This window comes from Aeromonas sp. R2-2, from assembly GCF_040908355.1.
Classification (GTDB): domain Bacteria; phylum Pseudomonadota; class Gammaproteobacteria; order Enterobacterales; family Aeromonadaceae; genus Aeromonas; species Aeromonas veronii.
Genome location: NZ_JBFODQ010000008.1, coordinates 1 through 20,532, shown reverse-complemented (window position 1 = coordinate 20,532; position 20,532 = coordinate 1). Strand labels below are relative to the sequence as shown.

Annotated in this window: 19 protein-coding genes; 8 read left to right on the top strand and 11 right to left on the bottom strand. The window is 57.5% G+C overall.

Annotation, left to right across the window (positions count from 1 at the left end):
- Nucleotides 1–263 precede the first annotated feature (263 nt).
- On the top strand, nucleotides 264–1,472 hold the full coding sequence (locus tag AB5Z09_RS01530; RefSeq protein WP_101529789.1) for a NupC/NupG family nucleoside CNT transporter: 1,209 nt from the start codon (nucleotides 264–266) through the stop codon (nucleotides 1,470–1,472).
- Nucleotides 1,473–1,549: 77 nt separating this feature from the next.
- Here the strand turns inward: AB5Z09_RS01530 and AB5Z09_RS01525 are convergent, their stop codons facing one another.
- Complete coding sequence (locus tag AB5Z09_RS01525) at nucleotides 1,550–3,649, bottom strand: hypothetical protein (protein WP_110302752.1); 2,100 nt, start codon at nucleotides 3,647–3,649, stop codon at nucleotides 1,550–1,552.
- Nucleotides 3,650–4,092: 443 nt separating this feature from the next.
- Between AB5Z09_RS01525 and AB5Z09_RS01520 the strand changes: the two genes are divergently transcribed.
- Nucleotides 4,093–4,242 carry a hypothetical protein gene (locus tag AB5Z09_RS01520; RefSeq protein ID WP_005338159.1) on the top strand — a complete coding sequence of 50 codons (150 nt, stop codon included), beginning with the start codon at nucleotides 4,093–4,095 and terminating at the stop codon, nucleotides 4,240–4,242.
- A gap of 182 nt (nucleotides 4,243–4,424) precedes the next feature.
- On the opposite strand, the gene AB5Z09_RS01515 is transcribed toward AB5Z09_RS01520, so the two are convergent.
- The gene (locus tag AB5Z09_RS01515; RefSeq protein ID WP_368194486.1) at nucleotides 4,425–5,201 is read right to left on the bottom strand and encodes a BPL-N domain-containing protein; all 777 of its coding nucleotides are present in this window, start codon (nucleotides 5,199–5,201) and stop codon (nucleotides 4,425–4,427) included.
- 334 nt (nucleotides 5,202–5,535) lie between these two features.
- Between AB5Z09_RS01515 and AB5Z09_RS01510 the strand changes: the two genes are divergently transcribed.
- Nucleotides 5,536–6,066 (top strand): metal-dependent hydrolase, encoded by a 531-nt coding sequence (locus AB5Z09_RS01510; protein ID WP_368194485.1) that lies wholly within the window; start codon nucleotides 5,536–5,538, stop codon nucleotides 6,064–6,066.
- A 46-nt stretch (nucleotides 6,067–6,112) separates the two neighbouring features.
- Here AB5Z09_RS01510 and AB5Z09_RS01505 read toward each other — a convergent pair whose 3' ends face one another.
- From AB5Z09_RS01505 to AB5Z09_RS01465, 9 genes are all read right to left on the bottom strand, one after another.
- Nucleotides 6,113–6,499, bottom strand: a complete 387-nt coding sequence (locus AB5Z09_RS01505; protein ID WP_368194484.1) for a hypothetical protein — start codon at nucleotides 6,497–6,499, stop codon at nucleotides 6,113–6,115.
- Between the two features lie 235 nt (nucleotides 6,500–6,734).
- Nucleotides 6,735–7,310, bottom strand: coding sequence for a hypothetical protein (locus AB5Z09_RS01500; protein WP_368194483.1), 576 nt, complete (start codon nucleotides 7,308–7,310; stop codon nucleotides 6,735–6,737).
- A 288-nt stretch (nucleotides 7,311–7,598) separates the two neighbouring features.
- Complete coding sequence (locus AB5Z09_RS01495) at nucleotides 7,599–8,531, bottom strand: FRG domain-containing protein (protein ID WP_368194482.1); 933 nt, start codon at nucleotides 8,529–8,531, stop codon at nucleotides 7,599–7,601.
- Between the two features lie 627 nt (nucleotides 8,532–9,158).
- Nucleotides 9,159–9,965, bottom strand: a complete 807-nt coding sequence (trpA, locus tag AB5Z09_RS01490) for a tryptophan synthase subunit alpha (protein WP_042032437.1) — start codon at nucleotides 9,963–9,965, stop codon at nucleotides 9,159–9,161.
- A complete protein-coding gene (gene trpB / locus AB5Z09_RS01485; RefSeq protein WP_368194481.1) occupies nucleotides 9,962–11,155 on the bottom strand; it encodes a tryptophan synthase subunit beta in 1,194 nt (397 codons plus the stop codon). Before trpB ends, trpA begins: the two co-directional genes overlap by 4 nt.
- Before the next feature lie 47 nt (nucleotides 11,156–11,202).
- Nucleotides 11,203–12,699 carry a bifunctional indole-3-glycerol-phosphate synthase TrpC/phosphoribosylanthranilate isomerase TrpF gene (trpCF, locus tag AB5Z09_RS01480; RefSeq protein ID WP_368194498.1) on the bottom strand — a complete coding sequence of 499 codons (1,497 nt, stop codon included), beginning with the start codon at nucleotides 12,697–12,699 and terminating at the stop codon, nucleotides 11,203–11,205.
- Complete coding sequence (gene trpD, locus AB5Z09_RS01475; RefSeq protein ID WP_042054975.1) at nucleotides 12,699–13,727, bottom strand: anthranilate phosphoribosyltransferase; 1,029 nt, start codon at nucleotides 13,725–13,727, stop codon at nucleotides 12,699–12,701. The genes trpCF and trpD overlap by 1 nt, the downstream gene beginning before the upstream one ends.
- Before the next feature lie 10 nt (nucleotides 13,728–13,737).
- Nucleotides 13,738–14,355: an aminodeoxychorismate/anthranilate synthase component II gene (locus tag AB5Z09_RS01470; RefSeq protein ID WP_013723977.1), complete on the bottom strand. Its 618-nt coding sequence runs from the start codon at nucleotides 14,353–14,355 to the stop codon at nucleotides 13,738–13,740.
- Nucleotides 14,352–15,983, bottom strand: a complete 1,632-nt coding sequence (locus AB5Z09_RS01465; RefSeq protein ID WP_368194480.1) for an anthranilate synthase component 1 — start codon at nucleotides 15,981–15,983, stop codon at nucleotides 14,352–14,354. The genes AB5Z09_RS01470 and AB5Z09_RS01465 overlap by 4 nt, the downstream gene beginning before the upstream one ends.
- 436 nt (nucleotides 15,984–16,419) lie before the next feature.
- Here AB5Z09_RS01465 and AB5Z09_RS01460 point away from each other — a divergent pair, with 436 nt between their 5' ends.
- From AB5Z09_RS01460 to rluB, 5 genes are all read left to right on the top strand, one after another.
- On the top strand, nucleotides 16,420–17,301 hold the full coding sequence (locus AB5Z09_RS01460) for a PHP domain-containing protein (RefSeq protein WP_064336955.1): 882 nt from the start codon (nucleotides 16,420–16,422) through the stop codon (nucleotides 17,299–17,301).
- Between the two features lie 106 nt (nucleotides 17,302–17,407).
- Complete coding sequence (locus AB5Z09_RS01455) at nucleotides 17,408–18,028, top strand: L-threonylcarbamoyladenylate synthase (RefSeq protein ID WP_021231208.1); 621 nt, start codon at nucleotides 17,408–17,410, stop codon at nucleotides 18,026–18,028.
- Nucleotides 18,021–18,890 (top strand): ScpA family protein, encoded by an 870-nt coding sequence (locus AB5Z09_RS01450; protein WP_368194479.1) that lies wholly within the window; start codon nucleotides 18,021–18,023, stop codon nucleotides 18,888–18,890. Before AB5Z09_RS01455 ends, AB5Z09_RS01450 begins: the two co-directional genes overlap by 8 nt.
- Nucleotides 18,874–19,446 (top strand): SMC-Scp complex subunit ScpB, encoded by a 573-nt coding sequence (gene scpB, locus AB5Z09_RS01445; RefSeq protein ID WP_368194478.1) that lies wholly within the window; start codon nucleotides 18,874–18,876, stop codon nucleotides 19,444–19,446. Before AB5Z09_RS01450 ends, scpB begins: the two co-directional genes overlap by 17 nt.
- Nucleotides 19,447–19,580: 134 nt before the next feature.
- Nucleotides 19,581–20,504 (top strand): 23S rRNA pseudouridine(2605) synthase RluB, encoded by a 924-nt coding sequence (rluB, locus tag AB5Z09_RS01440; RefSeq protein ID WP_005347347.1) that lies wholly within the window; start codon nucleotides 19,581–19,583, stop codon nucleotides 20,502–20,504.
- Nucleotides 20,505–20,532: the final 28 nt, after the last annotated feature.

The following is a 20,532-nucleotide window of genomic DNA, read 5'->3' as shown; positions in this document are numbered from 1 at the left end:
CGTTTTACCGCTTTTTCTGTGACGATGATCACTGTACCATCGCCGCCCGACCTGCCACCCGGCCGCATCTCCCCCTGCGACGGCGCTGGCGTCACCCGATACATGCTGTCACCCGGAACGTGAATGACCCCAGGATGGGACCCGCCACTAACCTGTAGGTTTGTGGTCTGCGTGTCGCGTGGGTCGGCACCTCTCCCGCCGGATCTCCCGCGACGCCTGTCTGCAGACTTGCCATATGAAACTCCTCTCTTCATAGGTGCAAGATGACACTGTTATTGAGTCTGGTCGGTATGCTGGCCCTGATGTTTATCGCCTGGCTGGCCAGTGAAAACCGCCGAGCCATCCGCTGGCGAACCGTGCTGGGTGCGCTCGCCCTGCAAACCGGTTTTGCTGCGCTGGTGCTCTATTTTCCCCCCGGACAAATCATGCTCGGTGCCATGAGCAATGGCGTCTCCGCCCTGCTCGGCTTTGCCGACAGCGGCATCCGTTTCGTGTTTGGCGATCTGGCCAGCAACGGCTTTATCTTCGCCGTGCGGGTGCTGCCGCTGGTGATTTTTATCAGCGCGCTGATCGCCGTGCTCTACCACTTCGGCATCATGCAGTGGGTGATCCGGGTATTGGGCGGCGCCATTCACCGTCTGCTCGGCACCAGCCGCGCCGAGTCGCTGGTGGCCACCGGCAACATCTTCCTGTCGCAAGGGGAGTCGCCGCTGCTTATTCGTCCCTTCCTCGCCGGTATGACCCGCTCCGAACTCTTTGCGGTGATGACCTGCGGCATGGCCTCGGTGGCGGGCTCGGTGCTGGGCGGTTACGCCGGTCTGGGTGTGGATCTGAAATACCTCATCGCCGCCTCCTTTATGGCGGCGCCCGGTGGCCTGCTGATGGCCAAACTGCTGGTACCGGAGCAGCAGCAGGTGAGCGATCAGACCGAGATCACCCTCGACAAGAGCGACTACAGCAACGCCATTGACGCGCTGGCGGGCGGTGCCATGGGCGGCATGAAGATCGCCGTGGCCATCGGCACCATCTTGCTCGCCTTTGTCAGCGTGATCACCATGATCAACGCCGGTCTCACCACAGTCGGCGAGTGGTTCGGCTGGGCCGATCTCTCCCTGCAGCAGCTGCTGGGCTATCTGTTTGCTCCGGTGGCCTGGCTGATTGGCGTGCCTGCCAGCGAGATGATGGCGGCAGGCTCCCTGATCGGTCAGAAGGTGATCATGAACGAGTTCGTTGCCTATCTGGATTTTGCCAATATCAAGGCAGGTCTGAGCGCCCACACCCAGATCATCATCACCTTCGCCCTCTGTGGTTTTGCCAATCTGGGCTCCATTGCGGTGCAGCTCGGCTCCATCGGCACCATGGCGCCGGAACGCCGTCACGATGTGGCCAATATGGGCTTCAAGGCAGTGTTGGCGGCGACCCTGGCCAACCTGATGAGCGCCACCCTGGCCGGGATCTTTGTCTCCCTCTGATGAGATAAAGCCAGGCTGTGCCAGTAAAAAAACGCCCGCCCCATCTGGGGCGGGCGCTTTGCTTTATGGGCAGGGTGCTAGCGAGCGTTCGCTTCCCCCAACCTTGGGTTGAGGGAGAGAATGCGGGTCTTGCTGACCCGGTGGCGATAGATCTCCCGCAGATAGAGCAGCGCCTTTTTCACCGATTCACGGCTGAGGCGAATATCGTTGATGGAGACGAACTTCTCCTTCTCGCGGATAAGCTCCCGATATTTCTTCTCATACATGGGCTTGATGGCGTACCAGTTGGTATCGAGGATCTTGGCCGGGTTCTCGAACTCGTTGAGCATGCTGTCGAGCAGCGCATCGTTCCACTCCTCATTGCAGATCATCTCGATCACCGCCTTGTCCAGATGTTCATCGAAGCGATAATGATCCTTGGCAAAGCAGCGCTTGATAAAGGCCACGATCAGGGTCAGGAAGTCATCGCTCAGGCAGGGGCTCTTGACGATCAGGGTGGTGAGGGAGATGTTGGCCGACGCCCCGATGACCAGCGCATATCGCTTGAGGGTGGTATTGGGGAAGAGTCCGTTGAGGTGAGACTTGAGCCGGTTGAGATCCATATAGGAGAGCTTGTACTCCTTGGGCAGGGAGATGATCGACACCACCGATGAGCAGTTCTTGAAGAAGTGCAGCTCGTTGAGGTGGGCCGGGTCATGGCCACTTTTCACATAGTCGTCCAGATACTCCCGATAGTTGCCCGCCTCGATGGGCAGCAGACTGATCCCCTCGATGGCCTGGGTCATCTTGTTGAAGTGGGGCAGCTCGATGGAACGGGTGAAGAGATCGTCCACATTGAGCCCGTCCTCCTTGTCAAACAGGCCGCCGGGGGGGGAGATGGACTCGGCATACGCCACCGCCACCGGCCCCGCCAGACTCATAAAGAGGTCGTTGGCATCGAGTCGAATGGTCTCGCTGATGTCGATGCCCGCCCGGCGAAAGTAGTTCTCGTCGTAGTCTGTGGTGACGGCCTGGGCGGTGAGGATGTTGAAGATCTGCTGTGAGATGTACTGGTTGGCGTACTTCTCCATGGTGTTGACGTCAACGTGCTGGATCTCGCCATCGTCGCTCTCTTCGGCGTAGCGCATGATGTCGTTGGAGATCAGCATCATGGCATTCCAGGGCCTGATCCGCTTGAGCATGCTGGCATCGCACGCCTGCTCGTTGTCGAAGTGATAGGAGAAGTCCCACTCCTCGGCCAGATACTTGCACAGCAGGCGCCCGGCGTTGATGTGCAGCGCTTCCGAGATCTCGATACCCCGATCACAGATATTGGGCAGGATGCAGATGCCGCTGGTGAAGATGGGATCGAACATGAAGTGCTCCCCGAGGGAGAGGTGCTCCTCCTTTTCTGACGGGGGCGAAAAGGTCTTGCTCATGTAGGAGTACTGCTGGGCCAGCCCGAACTCGGAGGCCATGCCGGAGCCGGTGCCGCCCCCGGCACTGAAGATGTAGAAATAGAGGCGGGACTGGTTGGCCTTGATGCCGCAGGAGTCCACCAGATAGGTATGAATGGCCTGCCACTCGGAGTTGGCGAAGTAGTGAGGGCTCTTGTTGAGGATGATCTTGGCCAGATACTGGCCAAGGATGGGGGCGTTACCCGCGCCCCCCGCGTGGATCTCCGACAAGTCCATCACCCGCATCTTGGCATAGTCACGCAAGGAGCCACCTTCGCCGCTGCGATTGGAGTGGCGGATGCGGCCATCGATGTCCTTGTCCAGATCCCCCAGCATCACCATAGGCTCGATCAGAAAGACCGGTCGAGCCCCGTTGTTTGGCAGCCGCAGATTGCGCCGGATCCAGCTTACCGGACCAAACTCCTTCTCCCGCTTGCGTTGCTCTTCACTATTGAACTCATTGAGATAAAAGCTGCGGGCGTTGTAGACCAGCGAGGCCACATCCTGCGCGATGTTGGAGCCGCAGCGCCCCAGCCCCACCAGACAGACGGACGGAAAGTTGTGGGGCACGGCGGCGCCCGTTTCGCTCTCTCCGATGGCGGCCGGAAACACCGCGTGGCGCAGCTGTTCCAGATTGGCGAGAATGCGGGCCAGATCCCCTTCGGTGTAGTAGAGGTAACGGTTGCCTGCGTCCTGCTCATCATCCGTGTTGATAGGTAGCAGATCGATATGCTCGGTCATGAAAAAAGATCCCTCTTGGCGGCGAATGTATATAAATCAGCAGCTTTGGACTGCCCGCTAACTCTAGATGATAAAAAGCGGGGGCGCGGTGAGAGGAGGGCGAGAGTTGTGACTGTGTGATCATGGGCACAGCAACACCCCGGAAATCAGCCGGTACTCCTCAACGGACGGATTAGGTGACGGTGCCCCATTTCCCTGAAAAGGGGGACTACCAGACTCAACAACGTGTTGACCCCGTGCCGGATTATCCCGCTCTGAGTGGCCTGTTTCCCTCGCGCTGACGTGGTGGAATAAACACGAAAAAGAATTTTTAGATTGGTTTTAGCATTTCCAATCGATTATTTGATTGGGCAGTAACGGCATTAGCGGTGTCAGATTAGGGGAGCAGGTTGGCCAACGCGCCGTCAGCCAGTCTTTACGCGGTCACACAAGGAGACACTCTGATGGAAACACTTGACCAGAAAATCGACACCATGCGAGAAGCATTTATGCAGCAGGAGCGCAAACAGGCCCACGACAAGTGGCAAGCCAGGGTCGAGGAGCTGCTACAGATACGGGGTGAGGAGAGACAACCGGAGGAGCAGGAGGAGTAGTGCTCGTTCCCGGGCGAAAGTTGAGGTAGCGAACGCTTCGTATCGGCTACCCGTTATCTACCACCGATAAAAAAACCACCGACCTTTTGCAGGTCGGTGGTTTTTTTATGGATAGCGGCTGATTGGTTGCCCTGACTTCCGGGCAGAGCAATGGTGCCAAATCCGGGGGCGTAGGGATGCGACTATTTCGAATGGGTGACGGGCTCTTCGGAGAGCAACTCGTTGACGAGTCCAACTGCTAAATGAATATTCGACTCCATCTTGTCGCCGTCCACCGCGTTCTCTTTCCACGATTCGGGGGCTTCGGGGTGTGGCCCGGAAACCGCCACCTTGCCTTTGCCATATGAGCTGATCAGCGCGGCAATCTGATGGTTTTGAAAATGGGCGATAACCTTGACCTGCTCGGGGCTTGGCACCGGCGTAAATTGCGGGCCGGCCTGGTAATACATCTGGCGCTCTTCACCAAGCCAGGTGATCGGGAAGATCTTGGCGCTAAAGTCGCCGTCATAATCATCGGATGTGGCAGGGACAAGGCCCAGCGCCGGCACAAAGCCCTCTTCTTCAGACCAGCCGGTGGATGCCACAAAGGCACCCCCACAGATCCCGAGGTAGCGGCCACCATTCTGTAAATAGGTTTTTAACGCCGAACGCGCGTCAGCGGTGAAGGCCTTGAGGAGCGGCTCAACATCGTCCTCTGTGCCGCCAACGATAAACACCCTGGCATTATCAAGCTCTGCAGGCAGCGCCCCGATATTGGAGAGATACCTGACCGGCAAGCCCACCTGCCTGACCACATCCGCAATCGCCTTGGTGCTATCCCCATCAGAAACCGGCCCGTTATAGATCAGCGCGTACGGCTTTTGCTGCGGCTGCGCAGAGGCGGCCTCTGCCATGCATCCTGTCATTAACCAAAGGCTGATAACGCTCGCAATCAGCCTGATACTTTTTGATACATTCATCGCTGCCACTATCCCTGTGATGTGAATCGAAGAGACTACTTATCACGATCCCGTTCTGCATGTCAGCCGCTGTTAAATGAACATTTCAAGTTAACGCGCCAAGGCTGATTGGGCCTGCGTTCGACACACAACGAACGAGCCAATACAGAGGGACAAACCACAGGATTTCGGCCCCTGCTTCGGAGCGCGTGCAACAGCTTTCCTGTGTGACGCCTCTTCTGGCTGATGGCTAAGGATTTGAGGGGGAATACAGCAACATAAGAGGGGGCACTTCACCTTCACTTCACCGAGCGGGGGTAGGGTAGGCTCACGTTTTCAGTTGGAGCTTCACTCTATGCCCACCATCGTCACTCACGCCGCCGTCCCTCTCTGTCTTGGGCTCGGGCTTGGTTGCCGGATTATCCCGCCGCGCCTGCTGTTGGCAGGGGTTGCCATCGCCATGCTGCCCGATGCCGATGTGCTCGCCTTTAAACTGGGGGCTGCCTACGGCCACGTCTTTGGCCACCGCGGTTTTACTCACTCCTTGCTGTTTGCCTTTGCCCTGCCCACTCTGGCCATGCTGTTTCACCGCCAATTTCGGGCCAGCGCCGCCACCGTCTGGTCGTTTCTGCTGGCCTCTTTGCTCTCCCACAGCCTGCTCGATTCCCTCACCACCGGCGGCAAAGGGGTTGGCTGGCTCTGGCCGTGGCGTGACGAGCGTTTCTTCGCCCCCTGGCAGGTGATCCGGGTTGCCCCCTTCAAGCTGGAGGCCTATCTCACCGACCGAGGTGAGGCGGTGATCCTCTCCGAGCTCTACTGGGTCTGGCTGCCGGGGGTTGTATTGATGCTGGTGTTGATGGGATGGCAGGTGTCAGGTGATAACTAGATCTGTACACGTAGTACCTGTTCGACAACCTGCACTTGTTATGTGCTTACCAAATTTCAATTGTTGGGTTAAATTCCCCCTCTTTACCTGAATGCGAAGTTCTTATTTTGATTTTTGATGGCACAAAGCTATTTCCCTTGTACTCTGGATTAACCTGCATGTTATCGATAAAGCCTTGTTCTACAAAACGAATAAGTGTTCCTATAATTTGGTCTTTTATTTCTGGGATTCCAGCAGGCACGTAAACAGAGTTTTGAGGAATATCTTCACCTCCAAATTCAGATGGGAATAAAAGTATTTTGAAAAGCTTGCCTTCCTGAACAAGTGCCATTGCCTTTTCGCGAGAATCTACATGAGAGAAATTCATTCCTGAATCTGCATTTTCTCCACTCATCCCTAATACCCCAAGAATTGTCGTTAGTAACTTCTTCATCTTCGCTCCATTTTCACATAACGCCGGGTTAAGTAGCACGCAACGCTACCACCTAACCTAAATCATTGCACCGTAAACACAAAACCCAATGATGGAGTGAAAAATGCCATATGTTGGGGGACTACTTTAAACAAATAAAAACTTGGACACCCATCTTTTGTGTTCTGGCGTATGCTACGCCTTGCTGAGACATGTGGGTGTCCCAGATTTGCAACTTGTTCGCTGCAATGTTTTTTTATGGATGTACAATCCGACACATCCCTGTCTTTTCTAAAAAATCAGTTCCTATTAGATAAGGCCTGTGATATCCCGACTTGGCGCTTTCTTCTTGGATTGGATCAACGAGCATTATGCATTTGTGGGCAGGATGTAGGCCGCGCTTGAAAAGGAGATCGGCATGTGCCTCTGCAGTACAGTCTAAAATCGTACCATCTGTAAGGGTCAACCAAACATGAGCCTTAATGTCTCCATCAATATTCGGCTTCTTCAGTTCACTTTCTATATAATCTCTAGATATCTTACAATAGATGTAATCATCCCAATATCTATCACCTACAGTGATAAAGCTTTCAATGTTCAGGTCGCTTTTAAGATGAGACATTAGCATTAAATGTACCGGCGTACATTGACTAGCTAAATCTTCTGAAGTTTGATAGCCATAGTGGTATAACGCATCACCACATAGTTGAAATATATCTTGCATAGTTGAATGCTCAATCTTTTTACCTAGCGGTATCGGAGATTTTTCAACCTTCAATCCTAAGCTGCGTGTGTAGTCAACCGCATTTATTAATCTTTCTATATAGTTCAAGTCTTACAATCCTTTATTGCTAACCAGCAGAGCCGGGACACTCATCTTTTTGAATGTTGGCTATGCTGCGCCTTGCTCAGAAAGGTAGGTGTCCCAGATTCTATCGAGCGAAGTTGGATTTTATAGCATAATAAATTTCAGAAAAATTTAACTTTTATCCCTCGCGACTATTAAGGAGTGTTATTTAAAGAAACCAGAACGATACCTGTCTATTCTAATCATTTCTCTGAGAATACATTTCGTTAATTTTGGGGTTACGTAATGCCCCCACATTAATTTTTGTTATATTTAGCCATAAATTTTTTTGAAATGATCAGCTATTTTTTCTAAACCAGTGTAAATATACGGCATCGTTATACCAAGTTTATTTATATCTGATATATTAATTCTGTCGCCAATAGTTATTTTTTTAATTCGTGCTACTGGATGATTGATTGATTTAATTTCATCAAGGAAACAATAATTCCCGACGCGCTTGATGAATGATGGACTTTTAGTTATATCAGACTTATTCAAACCATAAACTAAGAAAGCGCCCTTCTGGCCATTTAATCGTGAGTTAGATAGTTTTGGTTTGACGCAAAAAATAGAAAATATATGATTAGGATTTACCTTGCCTTCAAAGTATCCCTTATCTTCTTTTATATCATGGAGAAGATATTTAACAGATTCTTTTTCGTTAAACGATTGAAATGGGTTCACCTCTTTATCTTCTATTGCCTTTAAAGCATCTCTTGCTAATGTTGTTTTTGATTTATAAATATTATCGTTGTTGATTATTGGAGATTTAGCTAAATTTGAAACAACACTGACAGCATCGGAGTCGTAATATTTTATTTCATCATTTTTTATGGCAACAACATAAACTATGGGTTTTATATTTTTTGCATCGGCTTCATGTAATAATGCAAAAAACAAAGCGGTTAATGCATCTTCACTTAAATCAGTCAGTCTTGTAGGGGTACGATAATGTTGCATTCTACTCAATCTATCAAGAGTCGAACGATCTGAAGAAAATTCAGCATCATTAAATCTTTGAATATCTCTATATAATTTGTGTTCATTTTTAATAATGCTATTACGATATATTGATGGTTGAAACGCTGTTTCTTGGAAATCATCCGGTTCCCCTCTAAAAAATATTGTTTCATCGGGATTTAGCTTAAAAGATAAAACTGCATCTATGTATTCATTTAAACTACTTGCTATTACTTGTTCCATAATTATCTCTATGTAGATTTAACATCTCGTATGTTGGGCTAAAAATAGTAGGTTGGTGCTGAACTAAGTAAAGCCCAACGTTTACCGCGGAATATATCTATAAATCTGTTTTACGGATCTACCACATCCTTGTTTATCCCGATCTGGTTGGCGCAATAATGCTCGCCTGTTGGGCCTTGCTACACGCTGCGTCAACCTACAAAAAATCACGCTACCGCCCCTGAGTGACAGTTCCCAGTTTGCTGCTTTTCACCTGCGAGATAGCAACAATCGCTGTCATGGCGCTCTTCCGAGAGGTTGATTGTCATTCGGGTATCTTAAGGGGGAGGGTGGTGCGTTGAGAAGCGTGTTTTGGTGGGAATCTGTGTTGGATCAATAAATTAGTCATTGAGACGTGGCTGTGTGAACAACTCATTTGGCAGGGAATGCAAAGCCGCCCTCACCCTAGCCCTCTCCCGGAGGGAGAGGGGGCAAGACGTCTAGAGCTGCAAGCGGGTGCGAGCGAGATAAAAAGAAAGGGAGCCGGTCAGGCTCCCTTTGATGTGGTGATGCAGCGATACACCTATGGGTGAGGCGGATACGCAGCCGGATCACTCACGGCAAATGGCATTTGACTAATGCCATCCCTTAGCGGTTGGTCGCAGCCTTCATCCCTTCCACAAACTCTTTCAGGCGGGTCAGCATATGTTCCGGGTTCTGGTGGTGGGTCTCGATGATCTTCACCACGGCAGAGCCGGAGATGGCACCGGCGGCGCCAGCGGCGATGGCCTCACGCACCTGAGCCGGTTCGCTGATGCCAAAGCCGAGCAGGGCGGGGGGGGCGTTGAACTCGCGCAGGGTATTGATCAATCCCTCAACCGGCATGCCGGCCTTGGTCTCGGCACCGGTGACACCGGCTCGGCTCACCAGATAGGTGTAACCATTGCCCAGCTCCGCCACCTGTTTCAGGGTTTCGGCGTCGCCATTGGGTGGGGCGATAAAGATGCTGTCGATGCCGAACTTGTCGGCGGCTGCCTTGTAGGGGGCGCACATCTGCACCGGCACGTCGGCGACCAGCACCGAATCCACGCCTGCCTGCTGGCACTTCTCGTAGAAGCCATCGATTTTGCGCACATAGACCAGGTTGGCGTAGACCAAGAGGCCAATGGGCAGCTGCGGGTACTTGGCGCGGATGCGGCCGAGCAGCTCGAAGCAGTCGTCCGGGGTGGTGTGGCTGGCAAAGGCGCGCAGAGCGGCGCCCTGAATGGTGGGGCCGTCTGCCACCGGATCGGAGAAGGGAATGCCGAGCTCGAGGGCATCGGCGCCCCCTGCGACCAGCGCATCGACGATGGCCAGTGACAATTCGGGGGTGGGGTCACCCAGCATCACGAACGGCACAAAGGCGCCCTGATTGGCCGCGTCCAGACGGGAGAAGAGTTGTGCGTAACGGTTCATGACAAGGTTCCTTCTTTCTCGAAAATATCGGAAACGGTGAAGATATCTTTGTCGCCACGGCCGGAGAGGTTGACGATGAGCACCTGCTCTTTCTCCGGTTCACTGCGGGCCATCTTGAGGGCGTGGGCCAGCGCGTGGGAGGACTCCAGCGCCGGTATGATGCCTTCGGATTTGGCCAGCTCCTGGAAGGCGTCCAGCGCCTCCTTGTCGGTCACCGAGGGGTACTCGGCGCGGCCGATGGCGGCCAGATGGGCGTGCTGCGGGCCGACGGAGGGGAAATCCAGCCCCGCAGAAACGGAGTAGGACTCCTGAATTTGCCCCTGATTGTCTTGCATCAGGTAGGAGTGCATGCCAAAGAAGACCCCCTTGCTGCCGTGACCGAGCGGCGCACCGTGCTCGCCGCTCTCGATGCCGTGACCACCCGGCTCGACGCCGATGAGGCGCACTGAAGGCTCATCGATAAAGTCGGCAAACATGCCGATGGCGTTCGACCCGCCGCCGACGCAGGCGATCACCGCATCGGGCAGCCGCTCTTCTTTCTCGAAGCACTGGGCCTTGGCCTCTTCGCCGATCATCTTCTGGAACTCCCGCACGATAGTGGGGAAGGGGTGCGGACCAGCGGCGGTGCCGAGCAGGTAGTGGGCCGACTCGTAGTTGGCAGCCCAGTCGCGCAGCGCCTCGTTGCAGGCATCCTTGAGGGTGGACGAGCCGGAGTGCACCGGGATGACGGTGGCGCCCATCAGCTTCATGCGAAATACGTTGGGCTTCTGGCGCTCGCAATCCTTGGCACCCATATAGACCCGGCACTTGAGGCCGAGCAGAGCGCAGGCCAGCGCAGTGGCGACGCCGTGCTGACCGGCGCCGGTCTCGGCGATGATCTCGCTCTTGCCCATCCGCTTGGCCAGCAGCGCCTGACCCAGCACCTGGTTGGTCTTGTGGGCGCCGCCGTGCAGCAGATCTTCACGCTTGAGATAGAGGCGGGTCTTGGTGCCTTTGGTCAGATTGCGGGTCAGGGTGAGCGGAGTCGGGCGACCGGCATACTCGGTCAGCAGGGACTGAAACTCGGCGATAAAGGCCGGATCATCCTTGGCATCGACAAAGGCTTTCTCCAGCTGGAGCAGGGCCGGGATAAGGATTTGGGGCACATACATGCCACCAAATTCACCGAAAAACGGGTTGAGCAGGGTCATGGCTTCTTCCTTGTATTAGCTAAATCGAAATATCAAAAAGGATTGCGTTACAGGTTGCGCAGTGTGTCGAAGGCGGCTGCTATCTTGTGCGCATCCTTCTGGCCCGGGGCACTCTCCACCCCGGAGTTGAAATCAAGGCCGAGGCAGCCCACTTGCGCCGCCTGCAGGGCGTTGTCGGGATTAAGGCCCCCCGCCAGCATCAGCTTGGCTTTATCGAGATGGGCCAGCATGGCCCAGTCGAACGCCTGACCGGTGCCGCCGCTCTGGCTGCCTACTTTGGTATCCAGCAGCAGGCGATCGGCCGGGTAGTCGAGGGCGGGCAGCGGCTCGCCGCTTGTGATGCCAATTGCTTTCCAGATCTGGCAGCCCGCTGGCAGCAGTGGGCGCAGGATCTCGATATAGGCGGCATCTTCATCGCCGTGCAGCTGCACCGCGGCGAGTCCCAGCGCCTCCACCGTCTTGACGATGGTGGCGGGCTGGGCGTTGCGAAATACCCCGACGTAGGAGAGCGGTGCGCCCGCCATCACGGCGCGGGCGGCGGGGATGTCCACATAGCGCGGGCTTTTGGCCACAAAGATAAGACCGCCGAACACCGCGCCCGCCTGATGGGCGGCGGCAGCATCCTCGGCGCGGGTCAGGCCGCACACCTTGTTCTGGCCCAGTACCAGCTTGCGCACAGCCGCTTCCAAATCCGGCTCGGCCATCAGGGATGAGCCCACCAGAAAGCCCTTGGCGTGGTGGCGCAGATCCGCTACCTGAGCGCGGTGGTTGATGCCGGACTCGCTGATCACCACCCGATCGGCTGGGATGTCTGCGGCCAGTTGTTTGGTGCGGTTCAGATCCACGCTCAAATCGCGCAGATCCCGGTTATTGATGCCAATCACCGGCGCCCCCAGCGCGATGGCGCGGGCCAGCTCCTCCTCGTTGCTCACCTCGGTGAGCACGCCCAGACCCAGCTCCTTGGCCACCGCGAACAGGGCGCGATAGCCCTCGTCGGTGAGCACCGAGAGCATCAGCAGGATGGCGTCCGCCTGATAGTGACGGGCCAGATAGACCTGATAGGGGTCAATCATGAAATCCTTGCAGAGCACCGGCTGCGATACGCGGCTGCGCACCCGCGGCAACAAGGCGAAATCCCCCTGAAAGAACTTCTCGTCGGTCAGCACCGAGATGGCGGTGGCGTATTTGCCATAGATGTCGGCGATGGCCTCCGGACTGAAATCGTCGCGGATCAAGCCCTTGGAGGGGGAGGCCTTCTTGCACTCCAGAATAAAGCGGGTGGAGCCTGCCTTGAGGGCGCCGACGAAATCCCGATCGCTTGGGGTCAGCGCGCTCTGGAAGCTCTCCAGCGGTTGGGCCTGCTTGCGGGCGGCGACCCACTCCTGCTTGGCCGCCACGATCTTGCCGAGAATGGTCTGGCTGATGGAGGCCATGTTCAGAAAAGCATGGGGGGCAATAAGGTCTGACATCTCGTTATCCTTGCGAAGCTGGCTCTTGCCCTGCGGGCGTTCTGAATGACTGTTGTGCAACGTGGTGGCTGACATCATGCCTCCTGATGGCCCGCTTCCTGATGGCTCAAAGTGGCGAGCCGAGCAGCCAGATCCGCTGCCTTGCCGCTCGCCAGCACCGCCAGCACCTCGGCCGCCGCGCTCTTGAGATCTTTCGCCTTGCCCGCCATCAGCAGCAGTGGCGCCACATTGGCGGCAATGGCGGCGTTGTGGGCCGGGGTGCCACGCCCTTCCAGAATGGCGGCGGTGATGGCACGGTTCTCTTCAGGCTCACCACCCTGAATGGCGCTGACCGGATAGGTCTCGAGGCCAAAATCAGCCGGGGTGAGCAGAAATTCGCGGATCTCGCCGTCACGGATCTGGGCCACCTGGGTCGGGCCGTGGATGGCAATCTCGTCGAGCCCGGCGCCGTGAACCACCATACCGGTTTTCAGCCCCAGTGCCAGCAGGGTTTCTGCGATGGGACGCACCAGCTCGGGGGCATAGACCCCCATCAGCTGATAGGTGGGGCGAGCGGGGTTGATAAGCGGCCCCAGCACATTGAACAGGGTGCGGGTTTTGAGGGCCTGACGCACCGGCATGGCGTGGCGCACCCCGGCGTGGTACTGGGGGGCGAACAGGAAGCAGATGCCAAGCTCATCCAGGCAGCGGCGCGCCTGCGCCGGGCTCATGTCGAGCTTGATGCCCATTTTGTCCAGCAGATCGCTTGAGCCCGACTTGCTCGAGACCGAGCGGTTGCCATGCTTGGCCACTTTCAGGCCGCAGGCGGCGGCGACCAGTGCCGAGGTGGTGGAGACGTTGATGGTGTTGAGGCCATCACCACCGGTGCCGACGATGTCGCAAAATTCATAGTCCGGACGCGGGAAGTCGCGCGCTTCAGCCAAGAGAGCCTCGGCGGCGCCGGCGATCTCCTCCGGGGTCTCCCCCTTGATCTTGAGAGCGGTCAGGAGACTGGCGAGCACGATGGGATCCACTTCGCCACGAACCACCTGGCCGAAGGCGTCACGGGTACTTTCACGGCTCAGAGACTGACCCTGATAGAGGGTGTTGAGATGTTGATGCATGTTGGTCTCCTTACCGCACACTGCTTTCTGGACGGGTGATATGGGCGAGCGCCTGAGTCAGCAGACGGGCCCCTTCCGAGGTCATGATGGATTCCGGGTGGAACTGGAAGCCCAGCACCCGCTCATCCTGCTGCTCGATGGCCATGGGCATGCCCTGATAGTGGGCAATCACCGTCAGCTCTTCCGGTACATAGGTAGCGACCAGCGAGTGGTAACGGGCTACCGGCAGCGGGCTCGGCAGACCGGCGAAGGCGCCGTGGCCGTTGTGCTCAATCAGTGAGCGCTTGCCGTGGACAATTTCGCCTGCCGCACCGACGGTGCCGCCGTAGGCTTCGCACAGGGCCTGATGGCCGAGACAGATACCGAGGATGGGCACCTGACCGCGGGCCAGCTTGATAAGGTCGATGAGGCAACCCGCCTCGTGGGGGGCACCTGGGCCCGGCGAGAGCACCAGCACGGCGTCTCCTTCACAGGCAGCGATTTCGCTCATGATGCGGCTCGCCGGCAGGCTGTTGCGGTAGATCCGCACCGGATAACCGAGGGAGCGGAACTGATCGACGAGGTTGTAGGTAAAGGAGTCGAAGTTGTCGAGCAGAAAGATATTAGTGGCTGTTGATCCGGTACTCATTGGCTCACGTCCTTATGTTGCTCCTGCTGGGCGCTCAGGGCTTGCACAGAGGTGCCATGGCTGGCAGCGATGGCGGCCAGCACGGCGGCCGCCTTGGCGCGGGTTTCGTCCGCTTCTGCTTGCGGTTTGGAGTCATAGACCACCCCGGCACCGGCCTGCACATGGGCCACGCCATCTTTCACGAAAGCGGAGCGGATGACGATGCAGGTATCCATCTCGCCAGCGCCGTTGATGTAGCCGACGGCGCCGCCGTAGCTGCCGCGGCGCTTGCCTTCCATCATGCGAATAAGCTCGCTGGCGCGGATCTTCGGTGCGCCGGTGAGGGTGCCCATGTTCATGCAGGCCTGATAGGCGTGCAGGGCGTCTAGGTCGGAACGCAGAGTGCCGACCACCTTGGAGACCAGATGCATCACGTGGCTGTAGCGATCCACTTTCAGCAGCTCCTTGACGTAGCGGGTGCCGGGCTCCGAGATGCGGGCGATGTCGTTGCGGCCCAGATCCACCAGCATCAGGTGCTCGGCCACCTCTTTCTCGTCCTGACGCAGCTCCAGCTCGATACGGCCATCGAGATCGCGGTTGATGCTACCATCGGGGTTGAAGCCACGGCGGCGGGTACCGGCGATGGGGTACATCTCCACATCGCGGCTGGCGGCGCAGAATTTCACCGCGCTCTCCGGCGAGGCGCCAAACAGGGTGAAGCCCTCATCCTGCACGTAGAACATGTAGGGGCTGGGGTTGGTCTGTTTGAGGCGGCGATAGGCGGCCAGGGGGCTCGGGCAGGGCAGGGAGAAGCAGCGGGACGGCACCACCTGGAAGATATCGCCACGGCGGATAAAGCCCTTGAGCTTCTCCACCTCGGCGCAGAACTGTTTGTCGCTCTTGTCCACGCTCATGCCACCGGTCAGGGGCTGGGTGGTCAGTTCGGCGCAGAGAGGTTGCTGGCAAATCTGTTTGAAGTCGGTGAGCCGCTCGGTTAGGCGGGTGTATCTGTCTTCCACCTGGCTTTCGTCGCTATCGCCGCCAAAGATGCAGGCCAGCAGTTGAGTGGTGCGTTCGATATGGTCGATGGTGATCAGGGTCTCGGCCACATAGCAGCAGTAGTCGGGGCAGTCGTTGCTCCCCTGTGGCACTTCGGGCAGATCTTCAAAAGAGGCGATGAGGTCGTAGGCAAAGCTGCCCGCCATAAACAGTGCCTCTTTGCCGAGCTGGCAATCAAGCTCCCGCTGCAGGGTGCGCAACACGTCCAGCACGCTGCTCCCCTTGAGGCGGGAATCTTCGTCCTGCTCCCGATCGGAGGCAGGGAAGTCGAGTTGCAATTCGCCATCTACCAGCGAGCGGGCCACCACCACGGGCAGCCGTTCGGCCAGCAGGCTTTGCAACTGGGCGCCGTTGTCGTTGAGGCTGCGAACCCGCACGGTGCGACCACGGCACTCGATGCGCAGGCAGGCATCCACCAGCAGCAGGCTCTGTTTGCCCGCCTTGGAGTCGATCTCGACCGATTCCAGCAGCAGGTTGTTGGGGCGGCCCTGACAGAGGCGGGTATAGAGTGCCAGCGGATCGGCCACATAGGGGGCGTTGAGTTTGAGGGTATCGAATTCACCCAGAGGAAGGCGATGTGTGGCTGTCATAGTGCGTTCCCTTGCGTGTGATGTGTTTTACCGATGTTCATGACGTTGAATTCCTTAGAAATTTAATTGGTCTGGGGTGGCTGGTTCAGGGGCGCCATCGCCAGGTCAGCTTGCTTGTCTGAATTCTCGGTTTCATCACAGGTCCATTTGCCGGATAATAAAAAAGCCCGCTGGGGTCAGCGGGCTTTTTCTTTGGGTTCTTAATTTGCTGTCAGATTACAGGTACAGCAACGACCACACGCCCGCATGTCAGGGAGTGTGCCACCACCAGATGGTCAGGATGGAAGTCGTTTGCATGATAAAGTCCTGTAAAAAGATGTTTGCAATGAAGTGCCTACAGAAAACGATAAAGCCGCGGCCAAGTCAAGTCGCTTTTTAGCCTTCTTTCACCGATTTGCCATGAATGGTGACCTGACCACGAGAGCGGAATAACCTGATGAGATTCGATCTTCACTGCCATACCACTGCCTCCGACGGGGTGCTGAGCCCAGCCGAACTGGTGCGCCGCGCCGCCGAAAAACAGGTCGAGGTGTTAGCGGTTACTGACCACGATACCCTTGCCGGGCTTGATGAGGTGCGCCGCACCATCGACGCCGAGCAACTGCCGCTGCGACTGGTGAGCGGGGTCGAGATCTCCACCGGCTGGGAGCATCACGAAATTCATATCGTGGCGCTGGGGGTGGATGAAAAAAATCCGCAGCTGACCGACTTTCTGGCCGGTCAGCTGGCACGCCGTGAGGCGCGTGCGCTGGAAATCGGGCGTCGTCTGGAGAAGTGCCTCATCCCCGGCACCTATGAAGAGGCCAAGGCGCTCGCCGGTGACGCCGCCGTGACCCGCGCCCACTTTGCCCGAGTGCTGGTGGCACGCGGGGTGGCCGACAACATGCAAAAGGTATTCAAAAAGTACCTGAGCCGTGGCAATAAGGGTTATGCCCCGGCCGAGTGGCCCGAGATGAGCGAAGCCATCGCTGCCATTCACGCCGCCGGTGGGCTGGCGGTGCTGGCCCACCCCAGCCGTTACGATCTCACCGCCAAGTGGATCAAGCGGCTGCTGGTGGCCTTCAAGGCGGCCGGTGGCGATGCCATGGAAGTCTCATTGCCCCAGCAGAGCCCGCAGGAGCGGGCCAATCTGGGCCAGTGGGCCAAGGATCACGACCTCTATATCTCGGTGGGATCGGATTTTCACTTTCCCTCCAACTGGACCGAGCTGGGCCGCCACCTCTGGCTGCCCAAAGAGGGGATGCCCGTCTGGCTTGCCTATCCCGGTCACTTTGGGCTCACCACCGAGCAACATGCCGAGCTGCTGGCGAGCCGGTAACGGCGCCAGCGAAGCAGCCACAAACAGGTTAAGGTAGTGTCATGGGTGATTGACCTGTGACCATACGAGCGGGCAGGTATTGCTGCCCCCATTGCGAGAACAAGCTATGAGTCAGCATTTTTACGTACATCCGGAAAACCCCCAGGCCCGTCTGATCGGTCAGGCGGTACAGATCATCCAGAACGGCGGCGTTATCGTCTATCCGACCGACTCCGGTTATGCGCTGGGTTGCCAGATGGGTGACAAGGGCGCGCTGGAGCGCATCTGCCGCATCCGTCGCCTCGACGCCAACCACGACTTCACCCTGGTGTGCCGCGATCTCTCCGAGATCTCCACCTACGCCAAGGTCGACAACAGCGCGTTTCGCCTGATCAAGAACAACACCCCGGGCGCCTACACCTTCATCTTCAAGGCGACCAAAGAGGTGCCGCGCCGCCTGATGAACGAGAAGAAGAAGAGCATCGGCATCCGGGTGCCGGACAACAAGATTGCTCAGGCGCTCTTGGAAGCCCTCGGCGAGCCGCTGCTCTCCACCACACTGATCCTGCCGGAGTCCGAGATGGCCGAGTTCGACCCGGAAGAGATCTTCGACAAGCTGGGCAAGCAGATCGATCTGGTGGTCAACGGCGGCTATCTGGGCGAGCAGCCCACCACAGTGGTCGATTTCTCTGACGACGAGCCGGTATTGCGTCGTCGCGGCGCCGGAGATCCAACCCCGTTTGAGTGATGTCGCTGAACCGGTGACAGTCCCTTCCGCCGAGACGGGGGCTGGCTCCGCCCAACCCATCGCGAAAGTCCTGGGGCAGCCCTATCACGAGCTGCCCCAGGACCTGTTCATCCCGCCCGATGCACTGGAGGTGTTCCTCGATACCTTCGAGGGGCCGCTGGATCTGCTGCTCTACCTTATCCGGCGCCAGCAGCTCGATATCCTCAACCTGCCGATCCTGCAGATCACTTCCCAGTACATGGAGTACGTGGAGCTGATGCAGGGGCTCAACCTTGAGCTGGCAGCCGAATATCTGCTGATGGCGGCCTGGCTCGCGGAGATCAAATCCCGCCTGCTGCTGCCCAAGGCGCCGGAGCTGGAGGATGAAGAGGAGGGAGAAGACCCGCGGGTGACCCTGATCCGCCGCCTGCAGGAGTACGAGCGCTACAAGGTAGGTGCAGAGAGGGTCAATGAGCTGCCACGGGTGGAGCGGGAGATTTATATCGCCGCTGCCTTGCCCCCCGATTTTGGTGCCCTCAAGCCACTGGCGCCCGATGTTTCGCTGGTTGAGCTCGCCCTTTACATGCAAAGTGTGGTAAAACGCGCGACTCATTTCGAACATCACCAGATCCGCCGCGAACAGATCCCGACCCGGGTGCGCATGGCGGAGATCCTTGCCATGCTCACGCTGGGACAGACCCTGCGCCTTGAACAGGTGCTGCGCGCCGAAGAGGGGCGCATGGGGGTTCTGGTGACGTTTCTGGCCCTGCTGGAGCTGTGCAAGGAGCAACTGATCTGGATCCTGCAGGCAGAACCACTCGGCCCAATCCATTTCGCATTGGCCGAGCAGAGCGAGGAGGGCAACCGTGGCGCTGCCCACTGAACGACTCAAGACCCTGATTGAAGCGGCGCTGTTCGTGGCCGGTCGTCCGCTCAATGTCAGCGAGCTGAAAAGCAGCGTGCTGGCCGATTATCCGGTGACCAGTCGCTATGTTCAGCTGCTGTTGGCCGAGATCAGGCAAGATTACAGCTCGCGAGGCGTCGAGCTCAAAGAGGTCGCCTCCGGCTGGCGCTTTCAGGCGCGTCAGGAGTATGCCGAAGAGCTCTCGCGGCTCTGGAGCGAGCGGGCGCCGCGTTATTCGCGCGCCGTGATGGAGACACTGACCCTGATCGCCTATCGCCAACCCATCACCCGAGCCGAGATCGAAGCGATCCGCGGGGTGGCGGTGTCGAGCCAGATAGTGAATACCCTGAAAGAGCGTGGCTGGGTGCGCAGCATCGGTCACAAAGAGGTGGCCGGTCGCCCCGAGCTGCTCGCCACCACCAGAGAGTTTCTGGATTACTTTAATCTGCAGAGTCTGGAGCAGCTCCCCGAGCTGGAGCCTGAACTGCAACCCCTGTTTCCCTCTGCGGTGGACGGGGAGAGCGATGTCCGGTGAATGGCGCCCAAGCGTGCCGACGTCACCGAGATATACATTTTTCAACTGTGGCGAGTGCTCCAACCGGCGTTTGTTACAGTTAACCCCGTTGCCCCTTTTACCAGTGGGCAGCGATCAACAATCAGGTAACCCCGATGAGTGAAAAACTGCAAAAAGTGTTGGCCCGCGCGGGTCACGGCTCCCGTCGTGAGATGGAGGCCCTGATCACCGCAGGTCGGGTCAGTGTGGATGGCAAGGTCGCCACACTGGGGGATCGCGTCGAAGTGAACGCCGTGATCCGGGTGGATGGTCACCAGGTCAAGACCCGTGCCGCAGAGGAAGTGATCTGCCGCGTACTGGCTTACCACAAACCGGAAGGGGAGATGTGTACCCGTCACGATCCGGAAGGTCGTCCCACCGTGTTTGATCGTCTGCCCAAGATGGAAGGTGCCCGCTGGATCGCGGTCGGCCGCCTCGACGTCAACACCTCCGGTCTGCTGCTGTTCACCACCGACGGTGAGCTGGCCAACCGCCTGATGCACCCGAGCCACGAAGTTGAGCGGGAATACGCGGTACGTGTCTTTGGCGAGATCACCGAAGCCATGTTGCAGCGTCTGCGCAAGGGCGTGCAGCTGGAAGATGGCACCGCCAAGTTCAACAAGATCAAACCGGCTGGCGGTGAGGGTCTGAACCAGTGGTTCAACGTCACCCTGACCGAAGGTCGCAACCGTGAAGTGCGCCGCCTGTGGGAATCCCAGGAAGTGCAGGTGAGCCGCCTGATGCGTATCCGCTACGGCGATGTCAAGCTGGACCGCGGCATCCCGCGCGGCGGCTGGCAAGAGCTGAAACTGCCGGAAGTGAACTACCTGCGCGGTCTGGTCAACCTGCCGCCGGAGACCGAATCCAAGGTCGACCTGCAGCAGGATGGCAAAACCAGCCGTCACAAGCAGGCCGCCCAGATCCGTCGCGCCGTGCAGCGTCACAAAGAGATGCAGGGCAAAGAGCCGCGCGCTCGCGCCACCACCGCCCGTCGCAAGCCGCAAGCCTCTACCCGCAACTCCGGTACCGGCAGCAAGTAAGCCGACAACCCGTTGCGAACTGCGCGCC

What these genes read in the sequence shown, in the direction of transcription:
- AB5Z09_RS01530 (WP_101529789.1), top strand. Translation starts at nt 264, where the DNA reads ATGACACTGTTATTGAGTCTGGTCGGTATGCTGGCCCTGATGTTTATC.
- AB5Z09_RS01525 (WP_110302752.1), bottom strand. Translation starts at nt 3,649, where the DNA reads ATGACCGAGCATATCGATCTGCTACCTATCAACACGGATGATGAGCAG.
- AB5Z09_RS01520 (WP_005338159.1), top strand. Translation starts at nt 4,093, where the DNA reads ATGGAAACACTTGACCAGAAAATCGACACCATGCGAGAAGCATTTATG.
- AB5Z09_RS01515 (WP_368194486.1), bottom strand. Translation starts at nt 5,201, where the DNA reads ATGAATGTATCAAAAAGTATCAGGCTGATTGCGAGCGTTATCAGCCTT.
- AB5Z09_RS01510 (WP_368194485.1), top strand. Translation starts at nt 5,536, where the DNA reads ATGCCCACCATCGTCACTCACGCCGCCGTCCCTCTCTGTCTTGGGCTC.
- AB5Z09_RS01505 (WP_368194484.1), bottom strand. Translation starts at nt 6,499, where the DNA reads ATGAAGAAGTTACTAACGACAATTCTTGGGGTATTAGGGATGAGTGGA.
- AB5Z09_RS01495 (WP_368194482.1), bottom strand. Translation starts at nt 8,531, where the DNA reads ATGGAACAAGTAATAGCAAGTAGTTTAAATGAATACATAGATGCAGTT.
- trpA (WP_042032437.1), bottom strand. Translation starts at nt 9,965, where the DNA reads ATGAACCGTTACGCACAACTCTTCTCCCGTCTGGACGCGGCCAATCAG.
- trpB (WP_368194481.1), bottom strand. Translation starts at nt 11,155, where the DNA reads ATGACCCTGCTCAACCCGTTTTTCGGTGAATTTGGTGGCATGTATGTG.
- trpCF (WP_368194498.1), bottom strand. Translation starts at nt 12,699, where the DNA reads ATGTCAGCCACCACGTTGCACAACAGTCATTCAGAACGCCCGCAGGGC.
- trpD (WP_042054975.1), bottom strand. Translation starts at nt 13,727, where the DNA reads ATGCATCAACATCTCAACACCCTCTATCAGGGTCAGTCTCTGAGCCGT.
- AB5Z09_RS01470 (WP_013723977.1), bottom strand. Translation starts at nt 14,355, where the DNA reads ATGAGTACCGGATCAACAGCCACTAATATCTTTCTGCTCGACAACTTC.
- AB5Z09_RS01465 (WP_368194480.1), bottom strand. Translation starts at nt 15,983, where the DNA reads ATGACAGCCACACATCGCCTTCCTCTGGGTGAATTCGATACCCTCAAA.
- AB5Z09_RS01460 (WP_064336955.1), top strand. Translation starts at nt 16,420, where the DNA reads ATGAGATTCGATCTTCACTGCCATACCACTGCCTCCGACGGGGTGCTG.
- AB5Z09_RS01455 (WP_021231208.1), top strand. Translation starts at nt 17,408, where the DNA reads ATGAGTCAGCATTTTTACGTACATCCGGAAAACCCCCAGGCCCGTCTG.
- rluB (WP_005347347.1), top strand. Translation starts at nt 19,581, where the DNA reads ATGAGTGAAAAACTGCAAAAAGTGTTGGCCCGCGCGGGTCACGGCTCC.